The organism is Methylomonas sp. EFPC1 (genome assembly GCF_016925515.1).
In the GTDB taxonomy this organism is placed as follows: domain Bacteria; phylum Pseudomonadota; class Gammaproteobacteria; order Methylococcales; family Methylomonadaceae; genus Methylomonas; species Methylomonas defluvii.
The window spans coordinates 2610997-2634219 of record NZ_CP070494.1 but is presented as its reverse complement, the minus strand read 5'-3'; the positions used below and the strand labels follow the sequence as shown (position 1 = coordinate 2634219).

General features: G+C 49.8%; 21 protein-coding genes and 3 pseudogenes. 12 read left to right on the top strand and 12 right to left on the bottom strand.

Annotation, left to right across the window (positions count from 1 at the left end; all coding sequences use genetic code 11):
- Positions 1-652: 652 nt before the first annotated feature.
- From JWZ98_RS12305 to JWZ98_RS12295, 3 genes are all read right to left on the bottom strand, one after another.
- The gene (locus JWZ98_RS12305; protein WP_205450273.1) at positions 653-1972 is read right to left on the bottom strand and encodes a TolC family outer membrane protein; all 1320 of its coding nucleotides are present in this window, start codon (positions 1970-1972) and stop codon (positions 653-655) included.
- Between the two features lie 309 nt (positions 1973-2281).
- Entirely contained in the window at positions 2282-3379 is a 1098-nt protein-coding gene (locus JWZ98_RS12300) for an IS5 family transposase (protein WP_205450272.1), read from the bottom strand.
- A gap of 268 nt (positions 3380-3647) precedes the next feature.
- The gene (locus JWZ98_RS12295; RefSeq protein WP_240347963.1) at positions 3648-5174 is read right to left on the bottom strand and encodes a DUF4301 family protein; all 1527 of its coding nucleotides are present in this window, start codon (positions 5172-5174) and stop codon (positions 3648-3650) included.
- Between the two features lie 358 nt (positions 5175-5532).
- Between JWZ98_RS12295 and JWZ98_RS23185 the strand changes: the two are divergent.
- Positions 5533-5820 (top strand): annotated as a pseudogene (locus tag JWZ98_RS23185) (UTP--glucose-1-phosphate uridylyltransferase); the annotation flags it as partial.
- Between the two features lie 22 nt (positions 5821-5842).
- Here the strand turns inward: JWZ98_RS23185 and JWZ98_RS12285 are convergent.
- The 4 genes from JWZ98_RS12285 to dksA are packed head-to-tail and all read right to left on the bottom strand — an operon-like array spanning position 5843 to position 10029.
- Complete coding sequence (locus tag JWZ98_RS12285) at positions 5843-6733, bottom strand: DMT family transporter (protein ID WP_205450271.1); 891 nt, start codon at positions 6731-6733, stop codon at positions 5843-5845.
- Between the two features lies 1 nt (position 6734).
- On the bottom strand, positions 6735-8675 hold the full coding sequence (gene acs, locus JWZ98_RS12280; protein ID WP_205450270.1) for an acetate--CoA ligase: 1941 nt from the start codon (positions 8673-8675) through the stop codon (positions 6735-6737).
- A 26-nt stretch (positions 8676-8701) separates the two neighbouring features.
- A complete protein-coding gene (gene gluQRS / locus JWZ98_RS12275) occupies positions 8702-9574 on the bottom strand; it encodes a tRNA glutamyl-Q(34) synthetase GluQRS (protein ID WP_346015200.1) in 873 nt (290 codons plus the stop codon).
- Positions 9575-9597: 23 nt separating this feature from the next.
- The gene (gene dksA, locus JWZ98_RS12270) at positions 9598-10029 is read right to left on the bottom strand and encodes an RNA polymerase-binding protein DksA (protein ID WP_033156319.1); all 432 of its coding nucleotides are present in this window, start codon (positions 10027-10029) and stop codon (positions 9598-9600) included.
- 110 nt (positions 10030-10139) lie between these two features.
- On the opposite strand from dksA, the gene JWZ98_RS12265 reads away from it, so the two are divergent.
- Genes JWZ98_RS12265 through JWZ98_RS12255 form a run of 3 tightly spaced genes read left to right on the top strand, consistent with a single transcriptional unit; the run spans position 10140 to position 12360 of the window.
- Entirely contained in the window at positions 10140-11303 is a 1164-nt protein-coding gene (locus tag JWZ98_RS12265) for a pyridoxal phosphate-dependent aminotransferase (protein WP_205450269.1), read from the top strand.
- Positions 11294-11617: a rhodanese-like domain-containing protein gene (locus JWZ98_RS12260; protein WP_033156317.1), complete on the top strand. Its 324-nt coding sequence runs from the start codon at positions 11294-11296 to the stop codon at positions 11615-11617. The genes JWZ98_RS12265 and JWZ98_RS12260 overlap by 10 nt, the downstream gene beginning before the upstream one ends.
- 14 nt (positions 11618-11631) lie before the next feature.
- The gene (locus JWZ98_RS12255; protein ID WP_033156316.1) at positions 11632-12360 is read left to right on the top strand and encodes a DUF3581 domain-containing protein; all 729 of its coding nucleotides are present in this window, start codon (positions 11632-11634) and stop codon (positions 12358-12360) included.
- A gap of 113 nt (positions 12361-12473) precedes the next feature.
- Here JWZ98_RS12255 and glp read toward each other — a convergent pair whose 3' ends face one another.
- Both glp and mobB read right to left on the bottom strand, forming a co-directional pair.
- Positions 12474-13718, bottom strand: a complete 1245-nt coding sequence (gene glp / locus JWZ98_RS12250; RefSeq protein WP_205450268.1) for a gephyrin-like molybdotransferase Glp — start codon at positions 13716-13718, stop codon at positions 12474-12476.
- Entirely contained in the window at positions 13711-14235 is a 525-nt protein-coding gene (gene mobB / locus JWZ98_RS12245; protein WP_205450267.1) for a molybdopterin-guanine dinucleotide biosynthesis protein B, read from the bottom strand. The genes glp and mobB overlap by 8 nt, the downstream gene beginning before the upstream one ends.
- An 89-nt stretch (positions 14236-14324) precedes the next feature.
- Between mobB and JWZ98_RS12240 the strand changes: the two genes are divergently transcribed.
- On the top strand, positions 14325-14804 hold the full coding sequence (locus tag JWZ98_RS12240; RefSeq protein ID WP_240348359.1) for a DnaJ domain-containing protein: 480 nt from the start codon (positions 14325-14327) through the stop codon (positions 14802-14804).
- Positions 14805-15290: 486 nt separating this feature from the next.
- A complete protein-coding gene (gene rpoS, locus JWZ98_RS12235) occupies positions 15291-16271 on the top strand; it encodes an RNA polymerase sigma factor RpoS (protein ID WP_033156312.1) in 981 nt (326 codons plus the stop codon).
- A 54-nt stretch (positions 16272-16325) separates the two neighbouring features.
- On the opposite strand, the pseudogene JWZ98_RS12230 reads toward rpoS, so the two are convergent.
- Positions 16326-17174, bottom strand: a pseudogene (locus JWZ98_RS12230) (IS256 family transposase); the annotation flags it as partial.
- 74 nt (positions 17175-17248) lie between these two features.
- Here JWZ98_RS12230 and istA point away from each other — a divergent pair.
- The 4 genes and pseudogenes from istA (at position 17249) to JWZ98_RS12215 (ending at position 20229) form a co-directional block, all read left to right on the top strand.
- Entirely contained in the window at positions 17249-18802 is a 1554-nt protein-coding gene (gene istA / locus JWZ98_RS12225; protein WP_240347962.1) for an IS21 family transposase, read from the top strand.
- Positions 18792-18914, top strand: a complete 123-nt coding sequence (locus tag JWZ98_RS23415; protein ID WP_275899109.1) for a hypothetical protein — start codon at positions 18792-18794, stop codon at positions 18912-18914. Before istA ends, JWZ98_RS23415 begins: the two co-directional genes overlap by 11 nt.
- A gap of 14 nt (positions 18915-18928) precedes the next feature.
- Positions 18929-19558, top strand: a pseudogene (gene istB, locus JWZ98_RS12220) (IS21-like element helper ATPase IstB); the annotation flags it as partial.
- 68 nt (positions 19559-19626) lie between these two features.
- Positions 19627-20229, top strand: coding sequence for a methyltransferase (locus JWZ98_RS12215; RefSeq protein WP_205450265.1), 603 nt, complete (start codon positions 19627-19629; stop codon positions 20227-20229).
- 193 nt (positions 20230-20422) lie between these two features.
- Here JWZ98_RS12215 and JWZ98_RS12210 read toward each other — a convergent pair whose 3' ends face one another.
- Positions 20423-20743 (bottom strand): hypothetical protein, encoded by a 321-nt coding sequence (locus tag JWZ98_RS12210; RefSeq protein ID WP_205450264.1) that lies wholly within the window; start codon positions 20741-20743, stop codon positions 20423-20425.
- A 230-nt stretch (positions 20744-20973) separates the two neighbouring features.
- On the opposite strand from JWZ98_RS12210, the gene JWZ98_RS12205 reads away from it, so the two are divergent.
- Positions 20974-21258, top strand: coding sequence for a hypothetical protein (locus JWZ98_RS12205; RefSeq protein ID WP_133120677.1), 285 nt, complete (start codon positions 20974-20976; stop codon positions 21256-21258).
- Positions 21259-21352: 94 nt separating this feature from the next.
- On the opposite strand, the gene JWZ98_RS12200 is transcribed toward JWZ98_RS12205, so the two are convergent.
- Entirely contained in the window at positions 21353-21592 is a 240-nt protein-coding gene (locus JWZ98_RS12200) for a hypothetical protein (protein WP_033156179.1), read from the bottom strand.
- Positions 21593-21830: 238 nt separating this feature from the next.
- Here JWZ98_RS12200 and JWZ98_RS12195 point away from each other — a divergent pair, with 238 nt between their 5' ends.
- Positions 21831-23222 (top strand): glycoside hydrolase family 30 beta sandwich domain-containing protein, encoded by a 1392-nt coding sequence (locus tag JWZ98_RS12195; protein ID WP_205450263.1) that lies wholly within the window; start codon positions 21831-21833, stop codon positions 23220-23222.
- Position 23223: the final 1 nt, after the last annotated feature.

The window sequence follows — 23223 nt, the reverse complement described above, 5'->3', positions numbered from 1 at the left end:
CGTTCGCAAGCCTTGGAGCCAAACGAGAATCGCATTTTGCTAGTCGCGAAAGCCAAATTCTCTTGCGTGCAAACCAAACTGCCTTGCGCGTAAGGCAGTTTGCCGGGCGAGCAAATCAATTTGCTTTGCCTGCAAGGCTTGGTGCGTTGCGGGCAAACCCAAAAGCGTTGCGAGGATAGCAAAATAGCTTGTGCGCAAGCTTAATAGCCTTGCACGCAGGGCGTTTTGCCCGGCGAACAAATGATTTTGTGTTGCCCGCAAAGCTTTTAAGTGAGTCCGCAAGGCTTTTAGAATTGCGCCCAACCCAAAAAGCCTTGCGACGATAGCGAAAAGTCTCGTGCGCGAGCTTAAAAGGCTTGCGCGCAAGGCTAAAAGCGATGACGGGATGATTCCGAGGCTTGCATGAATCGATTAAGGCTCCGGTGGGCTGCTTGCCACCGGATCTTGGCTGCATGCGGCGTTAGTCGTTGAGGATGCGCTAAACGAACTAAAGCGTATGTTTCCTGCATTAACAAAAGTTTGGAAACTCACTACATCCTAAATCTGCTTTCGTGGACATTTACCGCTTATAGCCGAAACCTACATGGTCAGCACATGGTTGTGCCAATAACGCCCGGCATTGGCGAGCGGCCTCGAACACTCCGCCGATGGGCTAGTTCTTACTCAATGTTCCCTGCAGATATTGATTGATCTGTTCCAGATCCTGTTCATTCAGGCTGCCGGCCGCTTCCTTAAGCTTGATGCCGTTGATTAGATAGTCGTAGCGGCTTCTGGCGTAATCGCTCTTGGCTTTATATAAATTACGTTGCTCGGTGAGTACGTCCACCATGGTGCGGGTGCCCACTTCAAAACCGGCTTCGGCAGCTTCCACGGCCATTTCCGCGGATTTGCTGGTGGCGTCTAGTGCTTTGACCCGGCTGATGCTGGACACCACGCCGCGAAATGCGTCTTTAACGCCCCGATTGATGCTACGTTTTACTTTGGTCAAATCTTCCTTGGCGGCTTCATACTCGTAGGCCGCTTGGCGGCTGCGGGAAGAGGTGCCGCCGCCTTCGTATAAAGGCAGGTTCAGTTGCAATCCAAAACTTTCATTGTCGCCGCGCAAGCCGTAGCGGTTGCCAGTGTCCATTTCGCTGTATTGGGCGACGATGTCGAGAGTGGGCAGATGTTTGGATTGCTGTAATTCGATGTTTTTGCGGACGTATTCGGCTTGATTAATTTGGGCGACGATTGAGAAATTATTGTTCTCCGCCGTATTCGACCAGGACGCCAAGTCCTCGGGTGCGGGCGGGCTGAGCGGAATTTGCGCTTGCAAACTGTTCAGATCGGCGGCATTCTCGCCTATGATTTCCCGCAAGGCTTCCTTGCTGTTATCCAAAAGGTTTTGTGCTTCGATCTCGCTGGCCAGAGCCCTGTCATAACCGGCTTGGGCTTCGTAAACATCGGTAATGGCGATGATGCCGACATCGAACCGCTGTTTGGCCTGTTCCAATTGCTTTTCGATGGCTTTCTTTTCCGAGTTGGCAAATTCCAGATTATCTTGCGCGGCCAATATATTGAAGTACGCTTCGGCGGTTCTGCGGATCAGGCTTTGTTGTTTGGCCTGAAACTGCGCTTCCGCCTGAGCAATTTTGTTATCGGCTTGATCAAGCTGCACCCAATGGTCCCAATGAAACACCGGTTGTTTCAAATTAATACCCAATTTGCTGTCCCAGTAATGCTGCAATGTGGTTCCCAAAAAGCTGGTACTTTCCAGGCGATTGCGGCTGCTGTTGGCGCTGAAGGAAAGATTGGGCAACATCTGTGCGATGCTTTGCGATTTGATCTCGGCAGTAGCAAGCTTATTGATATCCGAGCTTTTAAACTCCGGGTCATTGGCTTTCGCTAGCTGATAGGTTTCCAGCAAGTCCTGACTAAAAGCCGGTTTTACCGGTATCAATGCTACCAAAAAGGTGCATAACAGTTTTATCATTGCTATATCTCGTGCTGAGAGTTGGGAATAAACTTACATTATCGCCTAAAATAAAGACCTTACAGTGCTTATTTAATTTTGCCATAAGGTTAGGCACACATCATCCGTTCGTCAAAGTAAAACCTTAAGGAACTGATCATCCTAACAGGCTGGTGAAAAACCCGCCGATATTTCCCCTTACCCACGATGTAAGTGATTTTTTCGAGTTGAAATCGGTCATGACATCGAGTTTCAAGCGTTTTGCCCCGGTTTCAAGGGCTTTTTATTCGCCTGAAGCCGTCTGTGGACGGTTTTCAGGCGAACTTCACCCTAGGCGGGTGCACTCCACGCCGGTTTCGGCGTGAACACCAATAGGTTGAGCATGCGCGTCAGGTTGTAGGCGGCAAAGCAAAACAAGGCCTGACCCGCGACTTTGGCTAAGCCGATGTGACGAGTTTTGCGCAGGCCGCCGACCGTTTTGACCCAGCCAAAGGCTTCTTCGACGATTTTGCGGCGCTTGAGACTTTGGGCGTAACCTTTGCCGCGCGCGGTGCGGCCATCGACGGCACTGCCGGTCTTTTTGCGGGCCACATGGGCTTTGATGTCACGGGACTCGAGTCCGTTGACGAACGCCGCTTGGTCGTAGCCTTTGTCGGCACCGACGCTGCCGCCTTGGGGCACGCGGCGTTTGATCATGTTTTGCGCGGCTTCGATTTCGGCGGTGCCGGTGGCTTGAGTGGTTTCGACATCGACAATCAGGCCGTTGCGATTCTCGGACAAGGCATGGGTGATGTAACGCAGTTTGGCCTCGGTGTATTCGCCTTTCTTGTAAAGCCGGGCTTCGGGATCGGTCGTACTGTGGTGGGTGGCGTTGCTGCGCTTTTCGCCGCTGAAGTCGACCTCGGGATTGCGGCCGGCGGGTTTGTCCGGGCCGCTGCCGTCTTTTTTAACGAAGCTTTTATGCGAGGCCCAGGCTTCAATGAGGCTACCGTCGACGCTGAAGTGTTCGTCGGACACCAGATTTTGCCATTCGGCTATGGCCAGTACCCGCTCAAAAAATTCGCGACTCAGGGCTTCGGACAGCAGGCGTTCGCGGTTGGCGCTGAACACGCTGCGCTCCCAGACAGCATCGTCGATACCCAAACCAACAAACCAGCGAAACAACAGGTTGTAGTCCAGTTGTTCCATCAACTGACGCTCGCTACGGACCGTATACAGGACTTGTAACAGCAAGGCGCGCAGCAGTTTTTCGGGGGCAATCGAGGGACGGCCAGTGTGCGAGTAACGCGCGGCAAAGACGGCATCCATCGAGGCCAGTACGCCATCGACCAACAGCCGTAAACGGCGCAACGGATGCTGCTTGGGAATGCGGTCTTCCAGGTTGATGTAGCTGAACCAGTTGTTTTGGATAGCATCGTGTCCGCGCATTGAAAGGCTCCAAATTTAGGTAGCCTATTTTAACAGTTGGCGGCTCATCTATGCCTTAGCTTACTTGGCTTTTCGAGTTTTTCACCAGCCTGCTAACCTATACGGATTAGAAAATAGCAACTGCAGATCGCGCACTTCACTTTTAAATTCGCCATGTTTCCAAAGAAACTGCATCGAGAAAATAAGTATGCAGATAACAAAGCTCATTACAAATAATGTGATAAACCTTTTAAATAAATATGACTCAATAATTTTAATTGAAAACAAATTATCTTATGTTTTGATGTTCAGGACGAAGTAAATCGTTCACTGTTTTTACCGGATTAAATGTTTCGATAGGAACTTCAACAAAAATTGTATTCCAATCGCTCATGGCGCCATTCCAAAGTCCGGGCAACTCTAAAGCTTTCAATTCTTTACCACCCTTGGATTTCGATGAAATAAATCCGGTTTGGTTGTCGACATAATGTAAAAGATTAAATTTTTCGCCTTTATAGTTTTTCACTCCACATACTAAATCAACAGGATTAAAATGCGTTGAATTCATCATTTTAGCTTTTTCAGCAGGATTTGATAAATCAATTTGCGAACTTTCGAGAATTTGAGTGGACACTGTTCCATCTGCATTTACAGTAAGAAAAGGACCACCACCAGGCTCTCCGGTATTTTTAACCATACCACAAACCCTAATCGGACGATTTAGTTTTGATTTCATATACTGTTTTAATTCACTTTCATTCAATTTATTAATTTCAGGGTGAATATTATTAAGTTCCTTTTCGCAAAACAGAGAAATTTCATGTAAGCTTGAAATAGAAATATTCTCTTTCTCCAATAATTGAAGATTTTCAAACGCTTTTTGTTGAAGTTTAATCAATAAACCTGCAATAGCTTTCTTATATTTAACTGTTTGGCTTTTGAGCGAATCAGGAACCACATTATCAATATTCTTAATAAAAATCACATCTGCATTCAAATCGTTCAGATTTTCAATAAGAGCGCCATGTCCTCCGGGACGAAAAACTAATTTTCCATTTTCGCGAAATGGTTGATTTTGTTCGTCGGCAGCTATAGTGTCAGTCGATGGCTTTTGTTCTGAGAAACTGATGTTGAATTTTTTACCCAGTACATTTTCGTATTCAGGAAGCGTATCATTTACATGTTTTTCAAACAGTTTCCGGTGTTCAGCTGAAACTGTGAAATGAATATTTACTTCATTCGATGCATTAGAAGCATACAATCCACCTTCCACCAAATGCTCCTGTAGCGAAGTACGTTTTTCGTTGTTATAGGTGTGAAATAAAAGTAAGCCTTTAGGCAATGCACCATAATTCAAGCCATTACTGGTTAATAAATTAGATACAATAGCTTTCGTCTCTCCATTTTCAATCAAATCATCAATACTTTTATTATTATTTTTCAAACAACATTCGTTCAAAGCATCGTAAAAAGCGAAGTTTTTAATTTCAGTAATAAATTTGATTTCAGCAGGTTTTGTTGGTTCGGCATAATCGGCATCCAAAAACTCATATAAATCTTTAAACATACGACTGGCCGCACCCGATGCCGGAACAAATTTGAGTATTGAAGCATCGGTTTTTAAATAAGCATCCCATGTTTCCAACAACTCATTAATTTGTGCATCCGAAGCAATGGTAATACCCTGCTCTGGTGATGCAGCATTAATGATTTTCAAAAACGGGAAACCCGTTTCAAAACTTTTAAGCTGATAAATAACTTGAGATTCTGAAATACATTTTTCGCTAAGTTGCTGTAAATCTTTGATTGAAAGCATGATATATAATTTTGAGGTTGAAAATTTTGTAATATTTATCTGCGCAGTTAATTATAGGGCAAAATACAGCTACTTTGGGTGCCTCGAACAAATCATCAGATGAGAAAATAACGGCAACCCAATGCTGCAGATAACCGCCATGATCAAAGAAATCTTCTTTGCCGGCGAAGCAGGGCATTGATCTGCCCATAGTGGGGATTGTGGTTGTGGTATCCGACTCCGTAGCCTTTACCAAAATCGTCCCCGCGTTAGAAAACATTGATATCCGATTGATTCCAGTATGAGTTACCGTTCGGCATAATTCTTTATTATAATCATATGGTGACAATGCATCAGCTTTGGATCTAAACAAAATAAAGTGGCGCCGTCTAACATCGCCGTTGTTGGTCGTTATATTCTGACCCCGGCGATTTTTGAAAAAATCGAAAATACCGGCCGTGGCGCAGGCGGCGAAATTCAATTGACCGATGCGATTGCCGCGTTGATGGAGGACGAGCAAGTGCTATCTTACGAATTTGCAGGTAATCGCTACGATTGCGGATCAAAATTCGGTTTCTTGTTGGCTAATGTTGAGTACGGTTTGCTGCACCCGGAAATTAAATCAGAATTTGCCGCGTACCTGCAGCAGCGCGTTAGCAAAATTTAGTTAGCAGACGGCGGAGTGGCGATTACCCTCCATTCCGTTGTTGCCGGCGATTGACGATTTCGTAAATCAATAGTGCGCACATAATCAGTGCGGTGCCGGCCATGGTTTTTATCGTCAACGGTTCCTGGTTGACGCTATAACCCAGCACCAGGGATATTACCGGCGTCATCAGATTCATCATCGCCACATTGGTGGCTTGCATGTTGGCCAACACAAAATAATACAAAGCAAAACCCAGGGTGGTGGCAATCACGCCAAGATAAGCAATGGAATACAGGGTTTGCTGTGGAATATTTTCCGGCAATAAGCCGCCATCCAACCAATACCAGGTGCCGAAATACAAGGGCACCGCGATTAACAATCCGCCCGTAACCAATTGTAAAGCCGGTAGACGTGCGTCAATCTGCTTGACCCACACCGCGCTAGCCGCGTGGATGAAGGTAGCCACCAGCACGCCGATCAGGCCTTGCAGAGCGAGTTCATCCAATTCCAGTGCCGAGCTGAACATGACCACCAGCCCACCCATACCCAAACAATAAGCGAATAACTTGCCCCAACCCAGGCTGCGTTCCTGCAAATATGTCGCCGCCATGAAAGCGGTCATGAACGGGCTTAATCCGAAAATTACCGAGATCCAGCCGGATGGCACGAATTGAGCGGACCAATAGGTAATCAGCATGCTGCCGTAAAGCTGTATCGCCACTGCCAGATAAGTGATCAAAGCAGGGCGGTTGAGCGGCAAACGCCGGCGCAAAAGCAACAATAACAGCAGCAGGCAAGCCAGTCCGGTGCTCATTCTTGCCATCGCCCCGAAGACGAAGCTGACGCCGATGCTGCTCCATTTGATTGCCAGCGGTGTGGTAGTCCAGACCAGAATGACACCGAAATAGGCTAAAGCCAGCCGTGTTTTCACCTTAAGGCAATTTCAGACGGTTGGCGATCAATTGCTCAACGACCGAAGGATCGGCCAAGGTTGAGGTATCACCAAGATCGTGAAATTCATTGGCGGCGATTTTGCGCAAGATGCGGCGCATGATTTTGCCGGAACGGGTCTTGGGTAGGCCGGGTGCCCATTGAATCAGATCGGGTAGGGCGATAGCGCTGATTTCCTCGCGTACCAAGTCTTTCAACTCGCCTTTCAGGCTGCTGTTGCCCTCGATACCCACGTTTAAAGTCACATACGCATAAATGCCCTGGCCTTTGATCGGATGCGGGAAGCCGACCACCGCAGCCTCGGCTACCAAGTCGTGTAATACTAACGCGCTTTCGATCTCTGCTGTGCCCAAGCGGTGGCCGCAGACGTTCAGCACGTCATCGATGCGGCCGGTAATCCAGTAATAGCCGTCTTTGTCGCGGCGGGCACCGTCACCGGCGAAATAATAGCCGGGGAACTTGGCGAAATAAGTGTCGATGAAGCGCGCATGGTCACCATAAACAGTGCGCGCTTGTCCTGGCCAGGGATAGGTCAACACCAGCACGCCTTCCGCTTCGCCTTCCAGGATATTGCCATCCGGATCGAGTATCGCCGGCTTTACGCCGAAAAACGGCAATGTGGCTGAGCCTGGTTTTAACGGTATCGCGCCCGGTAAGGGGGTGATGAGAATGCCGCCGGTTTCGGTTTGCCACCAGGTATCCACCAATGGGCAGCGTTTATTGCCGACTACTTGGTAATACCATTCCCAGGCTTCCGGATTGATCGGTTCGCCAACACTGCCGAGGATGCGGAGCGAACTGCGGTTGGTGCGGGTGACAAAATCGTCGCCCTGGGCCATCAGTGCTCTAATGGCCGTTGGCGCAGTGTAAAAAATATTGACCTGATGTTTGTCGATGACTTGCCAGAAGCGGTCGGGATGCGGGTAAGTCGGCACCCCCTCAAACATCAAGCTGGTGGCGCCATTGCATAATGGGCCGTAAAGCACGTAGGAATGGCCGGTGATCCAACCAATGTCGGCCGTGCACCAGTAAACATCGCCTTCCTGGTAATCGAACACGTATTTATGGGTCATGGCCGCATACAGCAAATAACCGCCGGTGGTGTGCAGCACACCCTTCGGTTGGCCGGTGGAACCAGAGGTATACAGGATAAATAACGGATCTTCGGCGTCCATCATCACCGGTTCGCAATCGGTCGATGCGGATTGCATCGCTTCGCGATAATCAATGTCGCGGCCTGTGGTCCAGGGGATGTCATGGCCGGTATGCTTGATCACTATCACTGTATTCAAGTTGGGGCATTGCTTGGCGGCTTTATCGACATTCAATTTAGAATGCACAATTTTGCCGCCGCGAAAGCTCTCGTCGGCGCAGATCAAGACCCGGCAATCGGCGTCGATGACGCGATCACGTAAGGCATCGGCCGAAAAACCGCCGAAGACGATGGAATGCACCGCGCCGATGCGCGCGCAGGCTAAAATAACTACCGCCGCTTCCGCGATCATCGGCAGATAGATACAGACTCTGTCACCCTTTTGTACGCCATGGGCTTTCAGGACGTTGGCGAATTGGCAAACTTGGGTGTGTAATTCGCGGTAGGTCAGCGTACGGTCATGCGCCGGATCGTCGCCTTCCCAAATGATCGCTACTTGGTCGCCGCGTTTTTCCAGGTGTCTGTCCAGGCAGTTGACGGTGACATTGAGCTTGCCACCCAGAAACCAGTGTATTTCTCCCTTGGGGTAGTCGTATTGCAGTACCTGCTGCCAAGGCTGATGCCAGTCCAAAAATTCGGCGGCCTGTTCAGCCCAAAAAGTTTCCGGTTCGTTTATCGACTGCTGATATAGACGCTGGTACTCGGCACTGTCGATATGCGCGTTGGCGGCAATCTGCGGATTAACCGGATAAATTTTTTGGTCTGACATAACGTAACCTCCTTCTTTGAACGTTATTAACTGTGTTGTAAGGCAGAAACGGCTTGGGTGCTCGTCAAACGCTCGGCTTGCCAGTGTTCGATAGCCCATTCCAGAATACTGTCGATTGCGGCCAGCCGCAAATCGGGCGGTGGATTTTGCTTGAGTAAGGTTAGCAGCAGAAACAAGGTTGGTCCGGCTTGATTTGGATTGACGGCTTCTGCTCGGGTTTGCTTACTCAGCTTATGGCCTTCTTGGTCGACAATCAGCGGAATATGCATGTATTGCGGCGTCGAGTAACCCAGCAAATGCTGTAAATACAGCTGTTTAGGGGTCGAATCCAATAAATCGTAACCTCTCACCACCCGATTGACCTTTTGCCGTTGGTCGTCGACGACGCAAGCCAATTGGTAAGCAATGATGCCATCCTTACGTTTGGCGATAAAGTCGCCGTGCTTGCTGGCCAGATTTTGGCTGATTTCACCCTGCAAGTCATCAACAAAGCGCGTCGAAATATCCGCCGTTTTTACTCGTAGTGCGTGTGGCGCATCAGTCGATTGCGGGTTGGTGCGGCAATAGCCCGGATAAATCAAAGGCGAGTTTGCCAATAAGCTGCGGCTACAGGTGCAAGGGTAAAGCGCATGCTGCATTTGCAATTCGCTAATAGCCTGCTCGTATTGCTCAAGATGACAGCTTTGATAATCCACCTCGCCGTCCCAATATAATCCAAAGCTTTGCAGGCAATTCAGAATCTCGGCACTGGCTCCCGGCATATTGCGCGGCGTATCCAGATCATCGATGCGTATCAGCCATAGCCCTTTATGCTGACGGGCGTCCAGATAGCTGGCGAGTGCGGTGTATAGAGAACCGAGGTGAAGTGGGCCGGTAGGCGAGGGAGCAAACCGGCCGATATAAGATGTTGCCGTGGGCAGAATTAACCCAATTGTTTTTCCCTGATTTCATCGAGTGTCTTGCAATCGATGCACAGGGTAGCAGTTGGACGGGCTTCCAGACGGCGAATGCCGATTTCGATACCGCACGTTTCGCAATAACCGTAGTTTCCGGACTCGATTTCCTTCAGGGACTCATCAATCTTCTTGATCAGCTTACGTTCGCGGTCGCGGGTGCGCAGCTCCAGGCTGAACTCTGATTCCTGCGTGGCCCGGTCGTTGGGATCCGGGAAGTTGGCCGCTTCGTCCTGCATGTGGTGGACGGTGCGATCCACTTCCATCATTAACTCGGATTTCCATTTGTTTAAAATGGCGGAAAAATGGCTCAACTGCGCCTCGTTCATGTACTCTTCGCCTTCTTTTTCCTCATAAGGCTTAAAAGTAAATTCCGATGCGGCAGGGTTAGTATTGTTCATCCAATGACTCCTGGCGGTCTATAAAAAAATCGGGGCTTTTTAACAGAATAGCCGGGGTCAAGCAAGAAGTTTGTTATGATGCGGGGGCTTTCTACTAACGGAATTTGGACATGAAACACCACGTCGCCGAGCGAATGCGCGGCATCAGCTCATTTTATGTGATGGAATTATTACAGCGCGCCAAGCAACTGGAACAAGAAGGCCGGGATATTATTCACATGGAAATCGGCGAGCCGGATTTCGAAACACCACCGGCAATATTAGCCGCTGGAAATGCGTTCATGCAGGGTAGGGAAGTCAAATACACCGCCGCGGCCGGATTGCCGGAATTGCGCCAAAGCATCGCCGATTATTACCAAGCGCAATACGGGGTAAATCTGGACCCCAAACGGGTTTTCATTACCCCCGGTGCGTCCGGCGCGTTTTTGCTGGCGTTTGGGATTAGTTTGAATCCGGGCGAGCAAATCTTGATGGCCGATCCGTGTTATCCCTGTAACGATAATTTCGTGCAATTGTTCGACGGTAAGACTCAGTTCGTGAATGTTGGCGCCGAAACAGCTTATCAACTCAATGCCGAATTGATTCGACAGCACTGGCAGCCAGCCAGCAAAGGCGTATTAGTCGCTTCGCCGTCCAATCCGACCGGTACCATCATCGGTAACAATGCGCTACGCGCTGCTATTCAGCAGACGCATGCTTTAGGGGGCTGTTTTTACTCGGACGAGATTTACCACGGCTTGGTTTACGGCGAAACCGTCAGCAGCGCTTTGGCGTTCAGCGATGACGTATTTATCATCAACAGCTTTTCCAAGTTCTTTGGTATGACCGGCTGGCGTATCGGTTGGTTGATCGTGCCGGAAGATTTTATCGATGCGGTGGAAAAACTGGCGCAAAACATTTTTATTTCCACATCTACCCATTCACAATACGCGGCTTTGGCCTGTTTCAGCGCTGAAAATATGGCGGAATTGCATCGCCGTCGTGACGAGTTTGAGAAACGCCGGGATTTTCTTTACGACAACCTGTTACGGTTGGGTTTTAAAATTGCCTGCAAACCACAAGGGGCCTTTTATATTTACGCGGATTGCAGTGCGTTTACCGACGATAGTTTTGAGTTTGCCAAGCAGCTGCTCGAAGAGGAAGGGGTGGCGGTAACACCAGGCAAAGACTTTGGCCAGTATTTGGCCCACAAGCACATTCGATTTGCATATACCGCCTCAATCGATAGAATGGCCGCCGCGCTTCAAAGACTGGAAAGATTCATATGCCCATAAACCAATACACGCCAGAGCAGCTAAAACAACATTTGCAAGACGATCCGTCGGTATTTTTACTGGACGTCAGGGAGCCCCACGAGTTTGCCTACGCCAAGATTGCCGGTAGCGTGTTAATACCGCTGCAACAAATCCCCGCGCGCTTCGACGAAGTGCCTGCTGACCGAGACGTGGTGGTGATTTGTCATCACGGTATGCGTAGCCAGCAAGCCTGCCATTTTTTGCAGCATTCCGGGCTGCAAAGATTGTTCAACTTGAAGGGCGGCATCGACGCTTGGTCCGTGATTTGCGATCCGTCCGTTCCACGTTACTAAACAACTAATAAACTATGTTTCTAAAAGAGTACTATGCCATTCAGGATGGCAGTGTCGCCATCAGCGCCGCGCAGGCCAGCATGTTTGCCAAGGAAGTCGCCCATGACTTCAACCCCTTGCACGACGAAGACGCAAAACGTTTTTGCGTGCCGGGCGATTTATTATTCTCGTTAGTGTTGGACAAATACGGCCTTAGCCAAAACATGCACTTCATTTTTTCCGGAATGGTCGGTCATGGTGTGTTGTTGAATTTTCCCGATGACGACGCCGAAAAAATCGATGTTACGGACAACCAAGGCAAGACTTATTTGCAGATCGAGCGCTCCGGCGATGTGATCCGAGATCCGGCTTTAATCGAAGCGTTAATTCGTGACTACGTGGCGTTTTCCGGGCAGAACTTTCCTTATGTGCTGGTACCTTTATTGGCCAAAGAGCAAGTCATGTTCAATATAGACCGGCCTTTGGTGATCTATGAAAGCATGACCTTGAGCTTAAACCGGATGGACTTCCACGAACCGCGTCTGGAAATGCTGGAACCGAAAATGGAAGTCAACGGCAAGCGCGCCACTGCGTATCTTTATTTCCAAATTAAATGCGGTGACGAAGTGGTTGGTTCCGGATTCAAGAAGCTAGCGGTCAGCGGTTTACGCGAATATGAAGCCGAACCGATGCAAGCCTTTGTAGACGAGTATCTGGCTAGAAAACATGGCTATTTAGGTAATCTTGCGGAAGCCACCGCGTAATCAGATATTCTGCCGTTCGCATGCATGGGCTGGCAATTTGTTTGAGTTTCGAGTTTTCCAACCGGAGCGAGCAGAACACTCCGGCTGTTACTTGGGTTGGGGGATTCAGCTGTTTATAACACCGCAGAAAATGGCTCTACTGTCACCATTTCTCCAGCATCTATACCCGTACTATCGGCATTCAGCACAATAAAACAGTTGGACTGACTGGCTACTTTTAGTTGATGAGAATCTTGTTGACCGGCAAGACGGACGGCTAATTCGCCTCCAGCCTGCTGGTACAGGATGCCGCGTTGGTATTCCTGCCGCCCTGGCGATTTTTTTAACCGGTTGTCGCATCGGACTCGCAAGCGCAATGCTTGTCTAGCTGGTAAGCCGGCAAGCTGTTCCAAACCCGGCTTTACGAATTTCTCGTAAGTGACCAATACGGCAACCGGATTGCCGGGCAAGCCGAAAAACCAGCAGCGGCCGATTTTGCCAAAAGCCAGCGGCTTGCCAGGTTTGATTGCCAGTTTCCAGAAGTTCACCTGTCCGCATTTTTCCAACGTTTGTTTAACAAAATCCGCATCGCCAACCGATGCGCCGCCGGTGGAAATGATGACGTCATAGTGCTGGGCTGCGTCCTTGAAAGTTTGTTCGAGTTTCAAAGGATCGTCTGCGACGATGCCCAAGTCCGAGACTGTGTGGTTTGGTTCGGATAGCAGTCCGGCTAATAAATAGCGGTTGCTGTCATAGATTTGGCCAACAACTAGCGGTTCTCCGAGTGCGACCAATTCATCACCAGTCGAAAAAAAGCCAATGTTGAGTTTGCGTTTGACGCTGATTTTTTCGATGCCGGCGGCGGCTAATAGACTTAGATCGCGAGCTGTCAGCTTTTTCGGTGCGGCAATTAATTCTTCATGTTGTTTAACGTCACTGCCGGCTGCACGAATATTTTTATACGGCTGCCAGTCAAGGGGAAGTGATACAGTGTCACCATCGATTTCAATTTGTTCTTGAGCAATAACGCTGTCCGCAAATTCCGGGACTACCGCCCCGGTAAATATTCTGACGCATTGGCCCGGCGTCTGCTGCGCCAAGAACGGCCGTCCGGCCCATGCGATGCCGATTACTTGCAATTTAGCCGCTTGCCCGGCAGCTACATCGCCAGCAGCAAATGCGTAACCGTCCATGGCCGCCGTGCGTTGAGGTGGAATGTCTATAGGAGACGCCACGCTGTCGGAAAGTACCCGGTCCAGTGCCTGCGGCAAATCGATATGCTCGCGTTCGTTGACGGTCTCGATAGTTTTGCGGATTTCCAACAGCGCCTGTTCGACGCTCAATAACTCGTGTTTGTTAGGGTAGCAGATGTTAGTCACGTGGGCGCTTCAAAAAGATTTCGATAATGAAATTGGCTATGGCCTTTGCATCGTTTAAATCAAGGCACGGTAAACCGGGTGGTGTTAATAGGGGGTGATCGCTTGCTATTGCGATAATCGAGGAGTCTTCAGGGTAAAGCAGCGGCTTGCCTAGGCTTGGTCTGCACAGCTCAATTTTGGGGTAGCTCTCGTGCCTGAATCCTTCCACTAAAATCAAATCCAGGCCTGCATTGGGAAACAAGGCAAGCTGTTCAGTCAGCGAAATATCGCCATCTGCCGACAATTCGCTGATTACCGCACGCCGGTGTCGGGAAACCAGCATAACCGGAGTGGCTCCCGCTTCGCGTAGCCGAAAACTATCTTTGCCGGGTTGATCAATCTCGAAGTCGTGATGACTGTGTTTGATTACACCGATTTGCAGATTATGTGCTTTCAGTATCGGGATAAGTTTTGTCAATAAACTGGTTTTGCCGGTGCCGCTGGCGGCCGCGAAGCCGAGGACTGAAGGGGTGGACATGGACTTCTCTACATTTGCCGAACTGGCCGTATTCTAAGTTATTATGGCGCTCGTCGGTTAAAGCGTTTGGAGTGCGGGTGATACGAATAGTGATATTGTTGGCATTGGTACTGGCAGTTTTAATGCTGCCGGGATTTATGAAGCTACCAGCCGAATTGCGCAGCAAACTACTTAAACAACTGGCCTGGGTTGCGATTGCGCTGATTTTGCTTGTGCTGATGCTGAGTGGAAAACTTAGCGGTCTGCTGGCGATATTTGGCGTAATATTCGCGTTTTTAGTGCGCTCTATGCCGCTAATATTGAGGTACGCGCCGCAGCTTCATAGCATTTGGTTGCGGTTCAAAGCCGGCAATCCGCAATATGGTAAGCCTGGTCCTGGGCCATCTCGACAAGCGGGTATGACAACAACGGAAGCTTTTGAGGTTTTGGGGCTTAATCCCGGCGCCACGGAAGAAGAAATTATTCAGGCCCACCGTAAACTCATTTCGCGCTTTCATCCTGATCGAGGCGGTTCAGATTATTTGGCGGCCCAAATTAATCAAGCCAAAAAAACATTGTTAGGTCGTTGAGAAGCACGATCAGAAAAAGCTCCTTTCAGAATTGTATGTTCTTGCAGTTCTTTTAAATATATGTGATGCGCATCACTTTCTTATTTTCATAATTTAGAAGTGGTTCGGATTTTAGTTTGATCTTGCTGATTTTAGTCGCAAAAATGACCTGAGAGGTCGTTGTGAATAAAAATCAAAAAAGAGATGTGGACCACAAAAATATCAGTAAATTCAATTTATAAGATAAATCTTTTAAAGTTATACTGGCACTCGCCGTTAAGGTTAGTGCCCTCGATTAGATCGGATCGGAAATACACGAAGAGGCATGATGTTGTTAAGAATGAACTATTGACTTAATTGGTTTTGGCAGTGAGCAATATCGGTTCCGTTGTTGGGTTTCAATCTTATCTGCATTTAAATAGTTTTAAGGGATTAATAGTTATCTGGCGAGACACGTACCAATAAAAATAAACGATTCAGCAAGCCAAAATACCTGGGAGATTAATCATGATGGAAGAAACGATAGATGTAATTAAAGATATGGATATTCCAGATTTCATTTCTTTTGATGATGTCGATGAAGAAGTTGTCGAAATCGATCCGAACGAAACCTTTAAGCTGGCCGAAATAGAAAGTAACGAATCGCAAAATGAGAGTACTTTCGATGCTACCCGAGCGTATCTGAATGAACTCAGTAAATCCCAACTGTTAACTGCGGATGAAGAAAAAATCTACGGCAGACGAACTCAACAGGGCGATCCACAAGCCCGAAAAATTATGATCGAAAGCAATTTACGTCTGGTTGTGAAAATTTCCAGGCGTTATTTAAATCGCGGGCTCCCTTTACTCGATTTAATCGAAGAAGGTAATTTGGGGCTGATCCGCGCAGTGGAAAAGTTTGATCCTGATCGTGGCTTCAGATTTTCAACCTACGCAACCTGGTGGATCAGGCAGACCATAGAGCGTGCAATCATGAATCAGACTAGAACTATTCGCCTGCCGATTCATATTGTTAAAGAAATGAACATTTATTTGAAAGCGCAGCGGAATTTAGCGCAACAGCTTGATCACGAGCCGACTGTCGACGAGATTGCGCGGCATCTTGATAAACCGGCCAAAACCGTCAGTAAAATGCTGAAACTCAACGAGCGTGTCACATCTGTTGATGTGTCATTCGGTAAGGACTTTGACAAACCCCTACTTGAGACAATTTCCGAAGAAGAAAGCCGTAATCCTGCTGAAATCTTGCAAGACGACTTTATCCAAAATAACGTCACCTACTGGGTCTATCAGCTTGCCGAAAAACAGCGCGAAGTCATATGCCGCAGGTATGGTCTTTGCGGCTTTGAAAACGCCACTCTGGAACAGGTAGCGCTAGAATTGGGTGTCACTCGGGAAAGAGTTAGGCAGATACAAATGGACGGTTTGAAGCGTCTCAAAGAAATTCTTGAAAGTAGTGGCTATTCGTTCGAATCGATTTTTAGCTAATACTAAAATTTAACAGGCGAGGGTGTCCTGAATTTTGTGTAAACGGGGTTTCAGTTATAGGCTTGGCATTCGGTCGTCGAATTGAATGCTAAACCGATTTAAAGCGGCTTTCCAGTCATGCACGGGCATGGTCCATTTTTTACTGATATTCATCAGCGCCAGATAAAACAGTTTCGATAATGCCTCGTCATTGGGGAAAGAGCCACGATTTTTAGTGATTTTCCTCAGGCTCATATTGACCGACTCAATGGCGTTGGTGGTATAGATGATTCGGCGTATTTCCGGAGGATAGTCGAAAAACGGGATGACGCGGCTCCAATTACGCCGCCATATCTGGGCAATCGAAGGGTAATCGCCGTTCCATTGTGCCTCGAACTCAACCAGTTGCTGCTCGGCCTCTGTTACGGTAGCCGATTGATAAATCCGCTTGAGGTCATCAGCAATCCGTTTGCGCATTTTCCAACCGACATAGTTCAGGCTGTTGCGCACTAGATGGACGATGCATAACTGAACGGCGGCTTGCGGAAACACGGCTTCGATGGCTTCCGGAAAGCCTTTCAGCCCATCGACACAGGCGATGAAAATATCCTGCACGCCGCGATTCTTCAGTTCGGTGACCACCTGTAGCCAAAACTTGGCCCCTTCGGTTTGGGCGATCCACAGCCCCAGGACTTCCTTTTCGCCATTCAGATTGATGCCAATCGCCAAATAGACGGCCTTGACCCGCACGGCGCCAGTGTCGCGCACTTTGACGTGTATACAATCGAGATAGACAATGGGATAAATCGGTTCCAGCGGCCGTGATTGCCAAGCTTTGACTTCATCGGCTACCGCATCGGTGACCGAGGAAATCAACGAAGGCGACACCTCGGCGCCATACATCTCTTCCAGATGGCTCTGGATTGCTAAACGGCGTGCAAAACTTTCCAGGGTCCTGGGGAAAAGAGCGTTGAAAAGTTTCCACCCCAGGTTGTTCAATGTCCGGTTTTTTGCCGGAGAATCCTGGAGTGTTACAAATGGACGTTATTGCCGAAATCAGACGGCGTCATCTAGTCGAGAAAGAGACTATCAGTTCACTGGCTATCGCCTTTAAGCTATCCCGCCCCACCATCCGTAAACATTTAAAGACGGTCGAAACGCCGGCGTATCAGCGCCAACATCAACCCCACCCCATGCTGGGTTCGTTCCATCAGCAGTTACATGCCTGGCTGGAGCAAGAAGCGGATTTGCCGCGAAAACAACGACGCACCGCGCAACGCCTGTATGAATGTCTGCAAGTTGAGGGCTACCAAGGCAGTTACACGGCGGTGCAGCGCTACGTTAAGGGTTGGAAGAAGAAACGATCTCCCCATCCCACCATCAAGCAAGCTTTTGTCCCCCTGGCCTTTCCAGCAGGCGAGACCTGCCAGTTCGACTGGAGCCATGAAACCGTTGAACTGGGCGGCGTGGTTCAGACCATTAAGGTCGCCCACTTCCGCTTAACCTACAGTCGTCAGATGTTCGTGATGGCCTATCCACGGGAAACGCAGGAAATGGTGCTGGATGCGCACCGTCAAGCCTTCGCTTACTTTGGCGGGGTGCCGAAGCGCATGGTATACGACAACCTGAAAACGGTGGTCGATGCGATCTATGCTGGCAAGGAGCGGCGCTTTAATCGGCGTTTCATGGCGCTGGCCAACCACTATCTGTTTGAGCCTGTGGCTTGCACGCCGGAGTCCGGTTGGGAAAAAGGCCAGGTAGAGAATCAGGTCGGGAACATTCGGGAGTGGCTGTTTACGCCGATGGCGAAATTCACGGATTTCGCCGCCCTTAACGTCTGGCTGGCGAAGCGCTGCTGCGAGTTGGCGGGACGCCCCCATCCTGAACAGACCTCACGCAGCATCGCCGAATGTTTCGCTGAAGAACAGCCCTTGTTAATGCCGGTCAAGGCCGCCTTCGATGGTTACGTGGAAGAAATGAAGCGTGTTTCGCCACTTTGTTTGATCCGCATAGACCGCAACCGCTACAGCGTGCCGGCGCAGTGGGCCAATAGCGTGGTGTCCGTGCGTTTAACCGCCGACCATGTCCGTATCGTCGCCGACGGCGCGATGATTGCCGAACATCACCGCCGCTTCGGACGCGATCATTTGATCTGCGATCCTTGGCATTATCTGCCGGTGTTGGAGAAAAAGCCTGGCGCACTGAGGCATGGCGCACCCTTTCAGACTTGGGACTTGCCGGTTGCGATCAAGGTGGTGCGGGATCGTATTCTCAAGCAGGATCAGGGTGACCGCGCCTTTGTCGACCTACTGCTGATGGCGAAAGGTCTGGGCGATAACGGATTGGATGCCTTGGAAGTGGCTTGTGATTTGACCTTGCAGACCGGTGTCATCAGCGCCGCCATCGTCCTGAATGAAATGCGCCGGTTAACCGAAGCGGCCAAGCCCAAAGCACTGGACGACACCCCGGCATCGACGCCGGCATTGACCTTGGAGCCTGTCGCCGATTGCAGTCGCTATGATAGCTTACGGAGCGTTTGCCATGTCCATTGATCGCGCGCTCCAGCTCAAAACGTTACATCTGTTCGGCATGGCGGCGGCCTGGAGTGAATACCCACAGGGCACAAGTGGCAAGCCAAATACAGTAGCCAGCAAAAACCCGTGATGCCGGAAGCCTGGCTGGATCGGTTGATCAGCGCCGAGCAGGCCGACCGCCAAGCGCGCAGCCTGAACTATCAGCTCAAGGCGGCTCGATTCCCGATTCATCGAGACTTGCTACAGATTGACTGGTCGGAAACGCCCTTGCCGCAAGCTCGTCTCGAACAACTGGCCACCGGAAACTTTATGGAGCAAGCCTACAACCTGATCCTGGTGGGCGGCACCGGCACAGGGAAAACCCACTTGGCCACTGCCATTGGCATAGCCGCCATCCATCAAGGCAAACGGGTTCGCTTTTACAATGCGGTCGATCTAGTCAATCAACTGGATAAGGAAAAACAGCTAGGAAAAGCCGGTAACCTCGCCAAGCAGCTAACGCTGATGGATGCCGTCATCCTGGACGAATTGGGGTATTTACCGTTCCCAGCGTCCGGCGGTGCCTTGCTGTTCCACCTCATCAGTCATCTGTATGAGAAAACGTCCTTGATCATTACCACCAACCTCAACTTTGCAGAATGGGTGCAGGTTTTTGGCGACGCCAAGATGACTACGGCGCTGCTGGATCGCATTACTCACCACTGCGATATTTTAGAAACCGGCAACGATTCTTATCGATTTAAGCAACGGAAAAAGGCGGTGGAAAATCAATAACCATACGACCTAACTGGAAACTATTGGACGCTCTTTACTGGAAACTTTTCAACGCCGTTTGACAGGCCATGGATAGCGTAGAAGCCTTGGCCGGAGACAGCTTTGTTACCGATTTCGATTGGTCGCGCTTCGAGCGCATCCTCGACGTCGGCGGCTCCAAGGGCGCAAAATCGCTCGCCATCCTCAAGAGCTATCCGCAGCTTATGGCGTTGGTGGCCGACCGCGAACAGGTCATCCAAGGCGCGGCGCAGTTCTGGAAGGAAAAAGGCGAGGGTGCCACGGTGCAACGCATGCGCTTCGAAGCCTGCGACCTACTGCAAGCCGTGCCCAAGGCGCATAGCGACAAGGATATTTACCTGCTGAGCGCGGTGCTGCATGGCTTCGACGACGACACCTGCGTCGCCGTGCTGCGCAATGTCGCGCAAGCTAGTGCAGATAGCGGCGCTGCCATCGCCGTGATGGAGATGGTGATGCCGGATAGTCCGACCGACATCGCTACAGCCTCATTCGACATGCAGATGTTCGTCAACACCCGCGGCCGGGAGCGAACGTTGGCCGAATGGCGGCGACTGTTCGATGCCAGTGGATTGGTACTTCAAGAGGTGGTGAGCTTGCGAACGTTCGGGAAAATATTGGTGCTGCGGGCGGTTCACAGCACCGGCAAGGCCTGATTCCGGAATTCGAATGGCGCGAGTTCGCCTACGGATGAATTTCGGCAGGCTTGGTCATTTCACGGCCGGACGGCCAACAGCATGTCCGGCGGATGGTTGCAGTGGACCTTACCGGCAAGTCTGAAGGCAATCGACGCAGGGAAGGAAAATCTCAACCACAGGCCAAGCGTTTCTGCTTGATGGGGCTTGTTGCCTAAAGGCCTTTTTCCTGATTTTCTTCTTGGGTTTCGGTTACCGTTGGCTCGGGAGCGTAGTCTTTGGAATCGACTTCAGTTTGTTCGCATTTACCCTTCAATAATTCGATAGCGCCGGGCCAGCAGGATGCTTCGACGTAAAATTTGGCATACCAAAGAAAGGCGACGCCGGAGCAGTCCTCATGGACAATCTTTGGCTGTACGCTGACATCGTCTTCATAAACTCTTTGCACTTTGCAAAAGTGAACAGGTTCGGACCAGGCGGTATTCGTTGTCAGAGATAAAAGGGCTAGGGCAGATATTTTTTTAAGAAACGTCATCTTTTTATCCAAAAATGCTAAAGAGTAGTTTCAATATTCGGTTTTACCATGTTCAAAGTCAAAATTTACATCTGATTTTTTCCGCAAAATACCAAAAACTCAGGGAAGGGAGCTTCTAAAAACCAAAGGAAACGCTATGCTCCGAGACAGGCAGAAGGTTAGAGACTTCCGGGAGACAAGGCGATAATTCAGCAGCGATGGCTTTTCGTCGCAACAAACAGGAAATACAAATGTATTCGTCAGATGATGAAATCGGCATTATCACTGCCTTTGTGGAGCAATTGGAAGAACAGTCCATTCCGCGCGCGTTGGCCGTTAAAAAAAGAGTGGAAGAGGGCGATACGCTGAACGAGATTGAAATCATGCATTTTGAACAAATGCTTTCAGAGGCCAGCACTATGATGCCGCTATTGAAGCACCACCCTGAATATCAAAAGTTGATCGCTGAATTAGCCAATTTGTACAACGATATTTCGGAACGCGCTTTGAGTAACCAGTTAAACGGAAAAACCTAAAAAGCCGACGCGCTGAATATAGATAAGCCGCGATTTAGGCGCACAAAAAAGCCGGGCGTACCCGGCTTTATGGAACTGCAACGCTACACGGCTGCTATTCGAAAGAAACTTCTTCCAGGCTGGCTAAGCAGCCTAGGCCTCTGGCAAATTCTTGCAATTCGCTCGCCATATGAAAATTAATGATGGAGTTCGTCTTTAGATCCACGACGGCGTATTCGACAATCGTATCGTTGTTCTGCAATCTCGGCTTGTACTTCAATAATTTCTTCGACTCCTTGGCCAGCTTACGATTTAGCCGAGTGGTTAGCGCGCGAATTGAAACCAATTTTTTCATATCCGATCTCCATACGTTAAAACGGAAATCGCAGTATAAGTGATTTTGACGGTTTTATGACATTGCCCAACAAAAAGCCTGAGACCCTGAACACAATGTGTGGATTGTGCAGTTTTCACGATGGCATTAAACAGGCGGGAAAATTAACTGGCTAGCCTGAGCAAAGTCGATAATATAGCGCCATGCTGTTTGTATTAAATCCGGCGGAACCGCTTCCGCACTAACCATGAGGGCTTTCATGTCTGAGCAAACCAACGCTTTTCAATCACTATCTTCCGAAAGCGAGGGGCGCGAGCCTATAGAGATTTGGCTGACGACTGCCGACCAGCAAGCCTTGTTACAACCACAGACCAGCCATTTTGGTTTTAACAACGATCTCGGCGATGTGCCGGTAATAGCGGTCGATACCGGCGATGTTTATCAAACCGTGGAAGCTTTTGGCTTCTCCTTGACCGGCGGCAGCGCCATGCTGATAGCGGCACTGCCCAACGTCGAACGGCAAGCTTTGTTGCAGGAACTATTTTTGCCTGATGGTGACGGGATCGGCGTCAGCTGTTTGCGGCTTAGTATCGGCGCTTCCGATTTAAGCGAGCGTTGCTTTAGCTATGACGACATGCCCGATGGTCAGACCGACATGGAACTGGCGCATTTTGATTTGAATGCCGGCGATATCGAGGTTATTCCGCTACTCCAAGATATTCTGGCGCTCAATCCAACTATTCGAATTATCGCCACCGCCTGGTCGGCACCGCGTTGGATGAAGACTAACCAAGCGTTTATCGGCGGCAAACTTAAGCCCGAATGCTATGCCGTCTACGCGGCGTATTTGGTGAAATACCTGCAAGCGATGCGCGAACGCGGCATCGTGATTCATGGTATCACGCCGCAGAATGAGCCGCTCAATCAAAAAAATGAGCCTAGCATGGTGATGGAAGCGCCGGAGCAGGCTGCATTTATCAAACATCATTTGGGACCAGCCTTGCGCGAGGCGGGATTAGCTGATGTGGAAGTGTTTTGCTGGGACCATAATTGCGATGTCAAAGAATACCCGTTGACGGTGTTCGCCGACGCCGAGGCTCGTCAGTATCTCAGCGGCTCCGCTTGGCATCTGTATGGCGGTGATATTTCGGTATTATCGGAAGTGCATCAGGCATACCCCGATATGAAACTGTATTTCACAGAACAATGGGTGGGTTCGGACGGCGAGTTTGGTGGCGATTTAATGTGGCACGCCCGCCACGTGTTGATCGGTTCGTTGCGGCACTGGAGCAGGGCGGTGTTGGAATGGAATTTGGCCTCCGACCCGTTTTGCGGGCCGCACACGCCGGGCGGCGAAGCCCGCTGCGTGGGCGCGTTGACAATAGACGGCGATCAGGTCACTCGCAATGTCGCGTATTACGTGATTGCCCACGCGGCCAAGTTTGTCCGGCCCGGTTCCGTGCGGATTGATTCCGGCGTGCAAAACGACTATTTACCTAACGTGGCCTTCCGCACGCCCGCGGGTTTTATCGTATTGATCGTGTTAAACGACGCAGCCGAGCCGCAAGCGTTTGCTATCCACTATCAAGGCAAAAACGCGCTTGTTGAGATACCGGGCAGAGCAGTGGCTACCTATGTGTGGGCAGCCTAGC

Coding starts and splice junctions, on each gene's coding strand:
- JWZ98_RS12210 (WP_205450264.1), bottom strand. CDS start 20,743: ATGACGTTTCTTAAAAAAATATCTGCCCTAGCCCTTTTATCTCTGACA.
- JWZ98_RS12200 (WP_033156179.1), bottom strand. CDS start 21,592: ATGAAAAAATTGGTTTCAATTCGCGCGCTAACCACTCGGCTAAATCGT.
- JWZ98_RS12295 (WP_240347963.1), bottom strand. CDS start 5,174: ATGCTTTCAATCAAAGATTTACAGCAACTTAGCGAAAAATGTATTTCA.
- JWZ98_RS12265 (WP_205450269.1), top strand. CDS start 10,140: ATGAAACACCACGTCGCCGAGCGAATGCGCGGCATCAGCTCATTTTAT.
- istA (WP_240347962.1), top strand. CDS start 17,249: ATGTCCGGTTTTTTGCCGGAGAATCCTGGAGTGTTACAAATGGACGTT.
- JWZ98_RS12305 (WP_205450273.1), bottom strand. CDS start 1,972: ATGATAAAACTGTTATGCACCTTTTTGGTAGCATTGATACCGGTAAAA.
- JWZ98_RS12195 (WP_205450263.1), top strand. CDS start 21,831: ATGTCTGAGCAAACCAACGCTTTTCAATCACTATCTTCCGAAAGCGAG.
- JWZ98_RS12255 (WP_033156316.1), top strand. CDS start 11,632: ATGTTTCTAAAAGAGTACTATGCCATTCAGGATGGCAGTGTCGCCATC.
- JWZ98_RS12215 (WP_205450265.1), top strand. CDS start 19,627: ATGGATAGCGTAGAAGCCTTGGCCGGAGACAGCTTTGTTACCGATTTC.
- JWZ98_RS12300 (WP_205450272.1), bottom strand. CDS start 3,379: ATGCGCGGACACGATGCTATCCAAAACAACTGGTTCAGCTACATCAAC.
- JWZ98_RS12205 (WP_133120677.1), top strand. CDS start 20,974: ATGTATTCGTCAGATGATGAAATCGGCATTATCACTGCCTTTGTGGAG.
- dksA (WP_033156319.1), bottom strand. CDS start 10,029: ATGAACAATACTAACCCTGCCGCATCGGAATTTACTTTTAAGCCTTAT.
- mobB (WP_205450267.1), bottom strand. CDS start 14,235: ATGTCCACCCCTTCAGTCCTCGGCTTCGCGGCCGCCAGCGGCACCGGC.
- JWZ98_RS12260 (WP_033156317.1), top strand. CDS start 11,294: ATGCCCATAAACCAATACACGCCAGAGCAGCTAAAACAACATTTGCAA.
- JWZ98_RS23415 (WP_275899109.1), top strand. CDS start 18,792: ATGTCCATTGATCGCGCGCTCCAGCTCAAAACGTTACATCTGTTCGGC.
- rpoS (WP_033156312.1), top strand. CDS start 15,291: ATGATGGAAGAAACGATAGATGTAATTAAAGATATGGATATTCCAGAT.
- acs (WP_205450270.1), bottom strand. CDS start 8,675: ATGTCAGACCAAAAAATTTATCCGGTTAATCCGCAGATTGCCGCCAAC.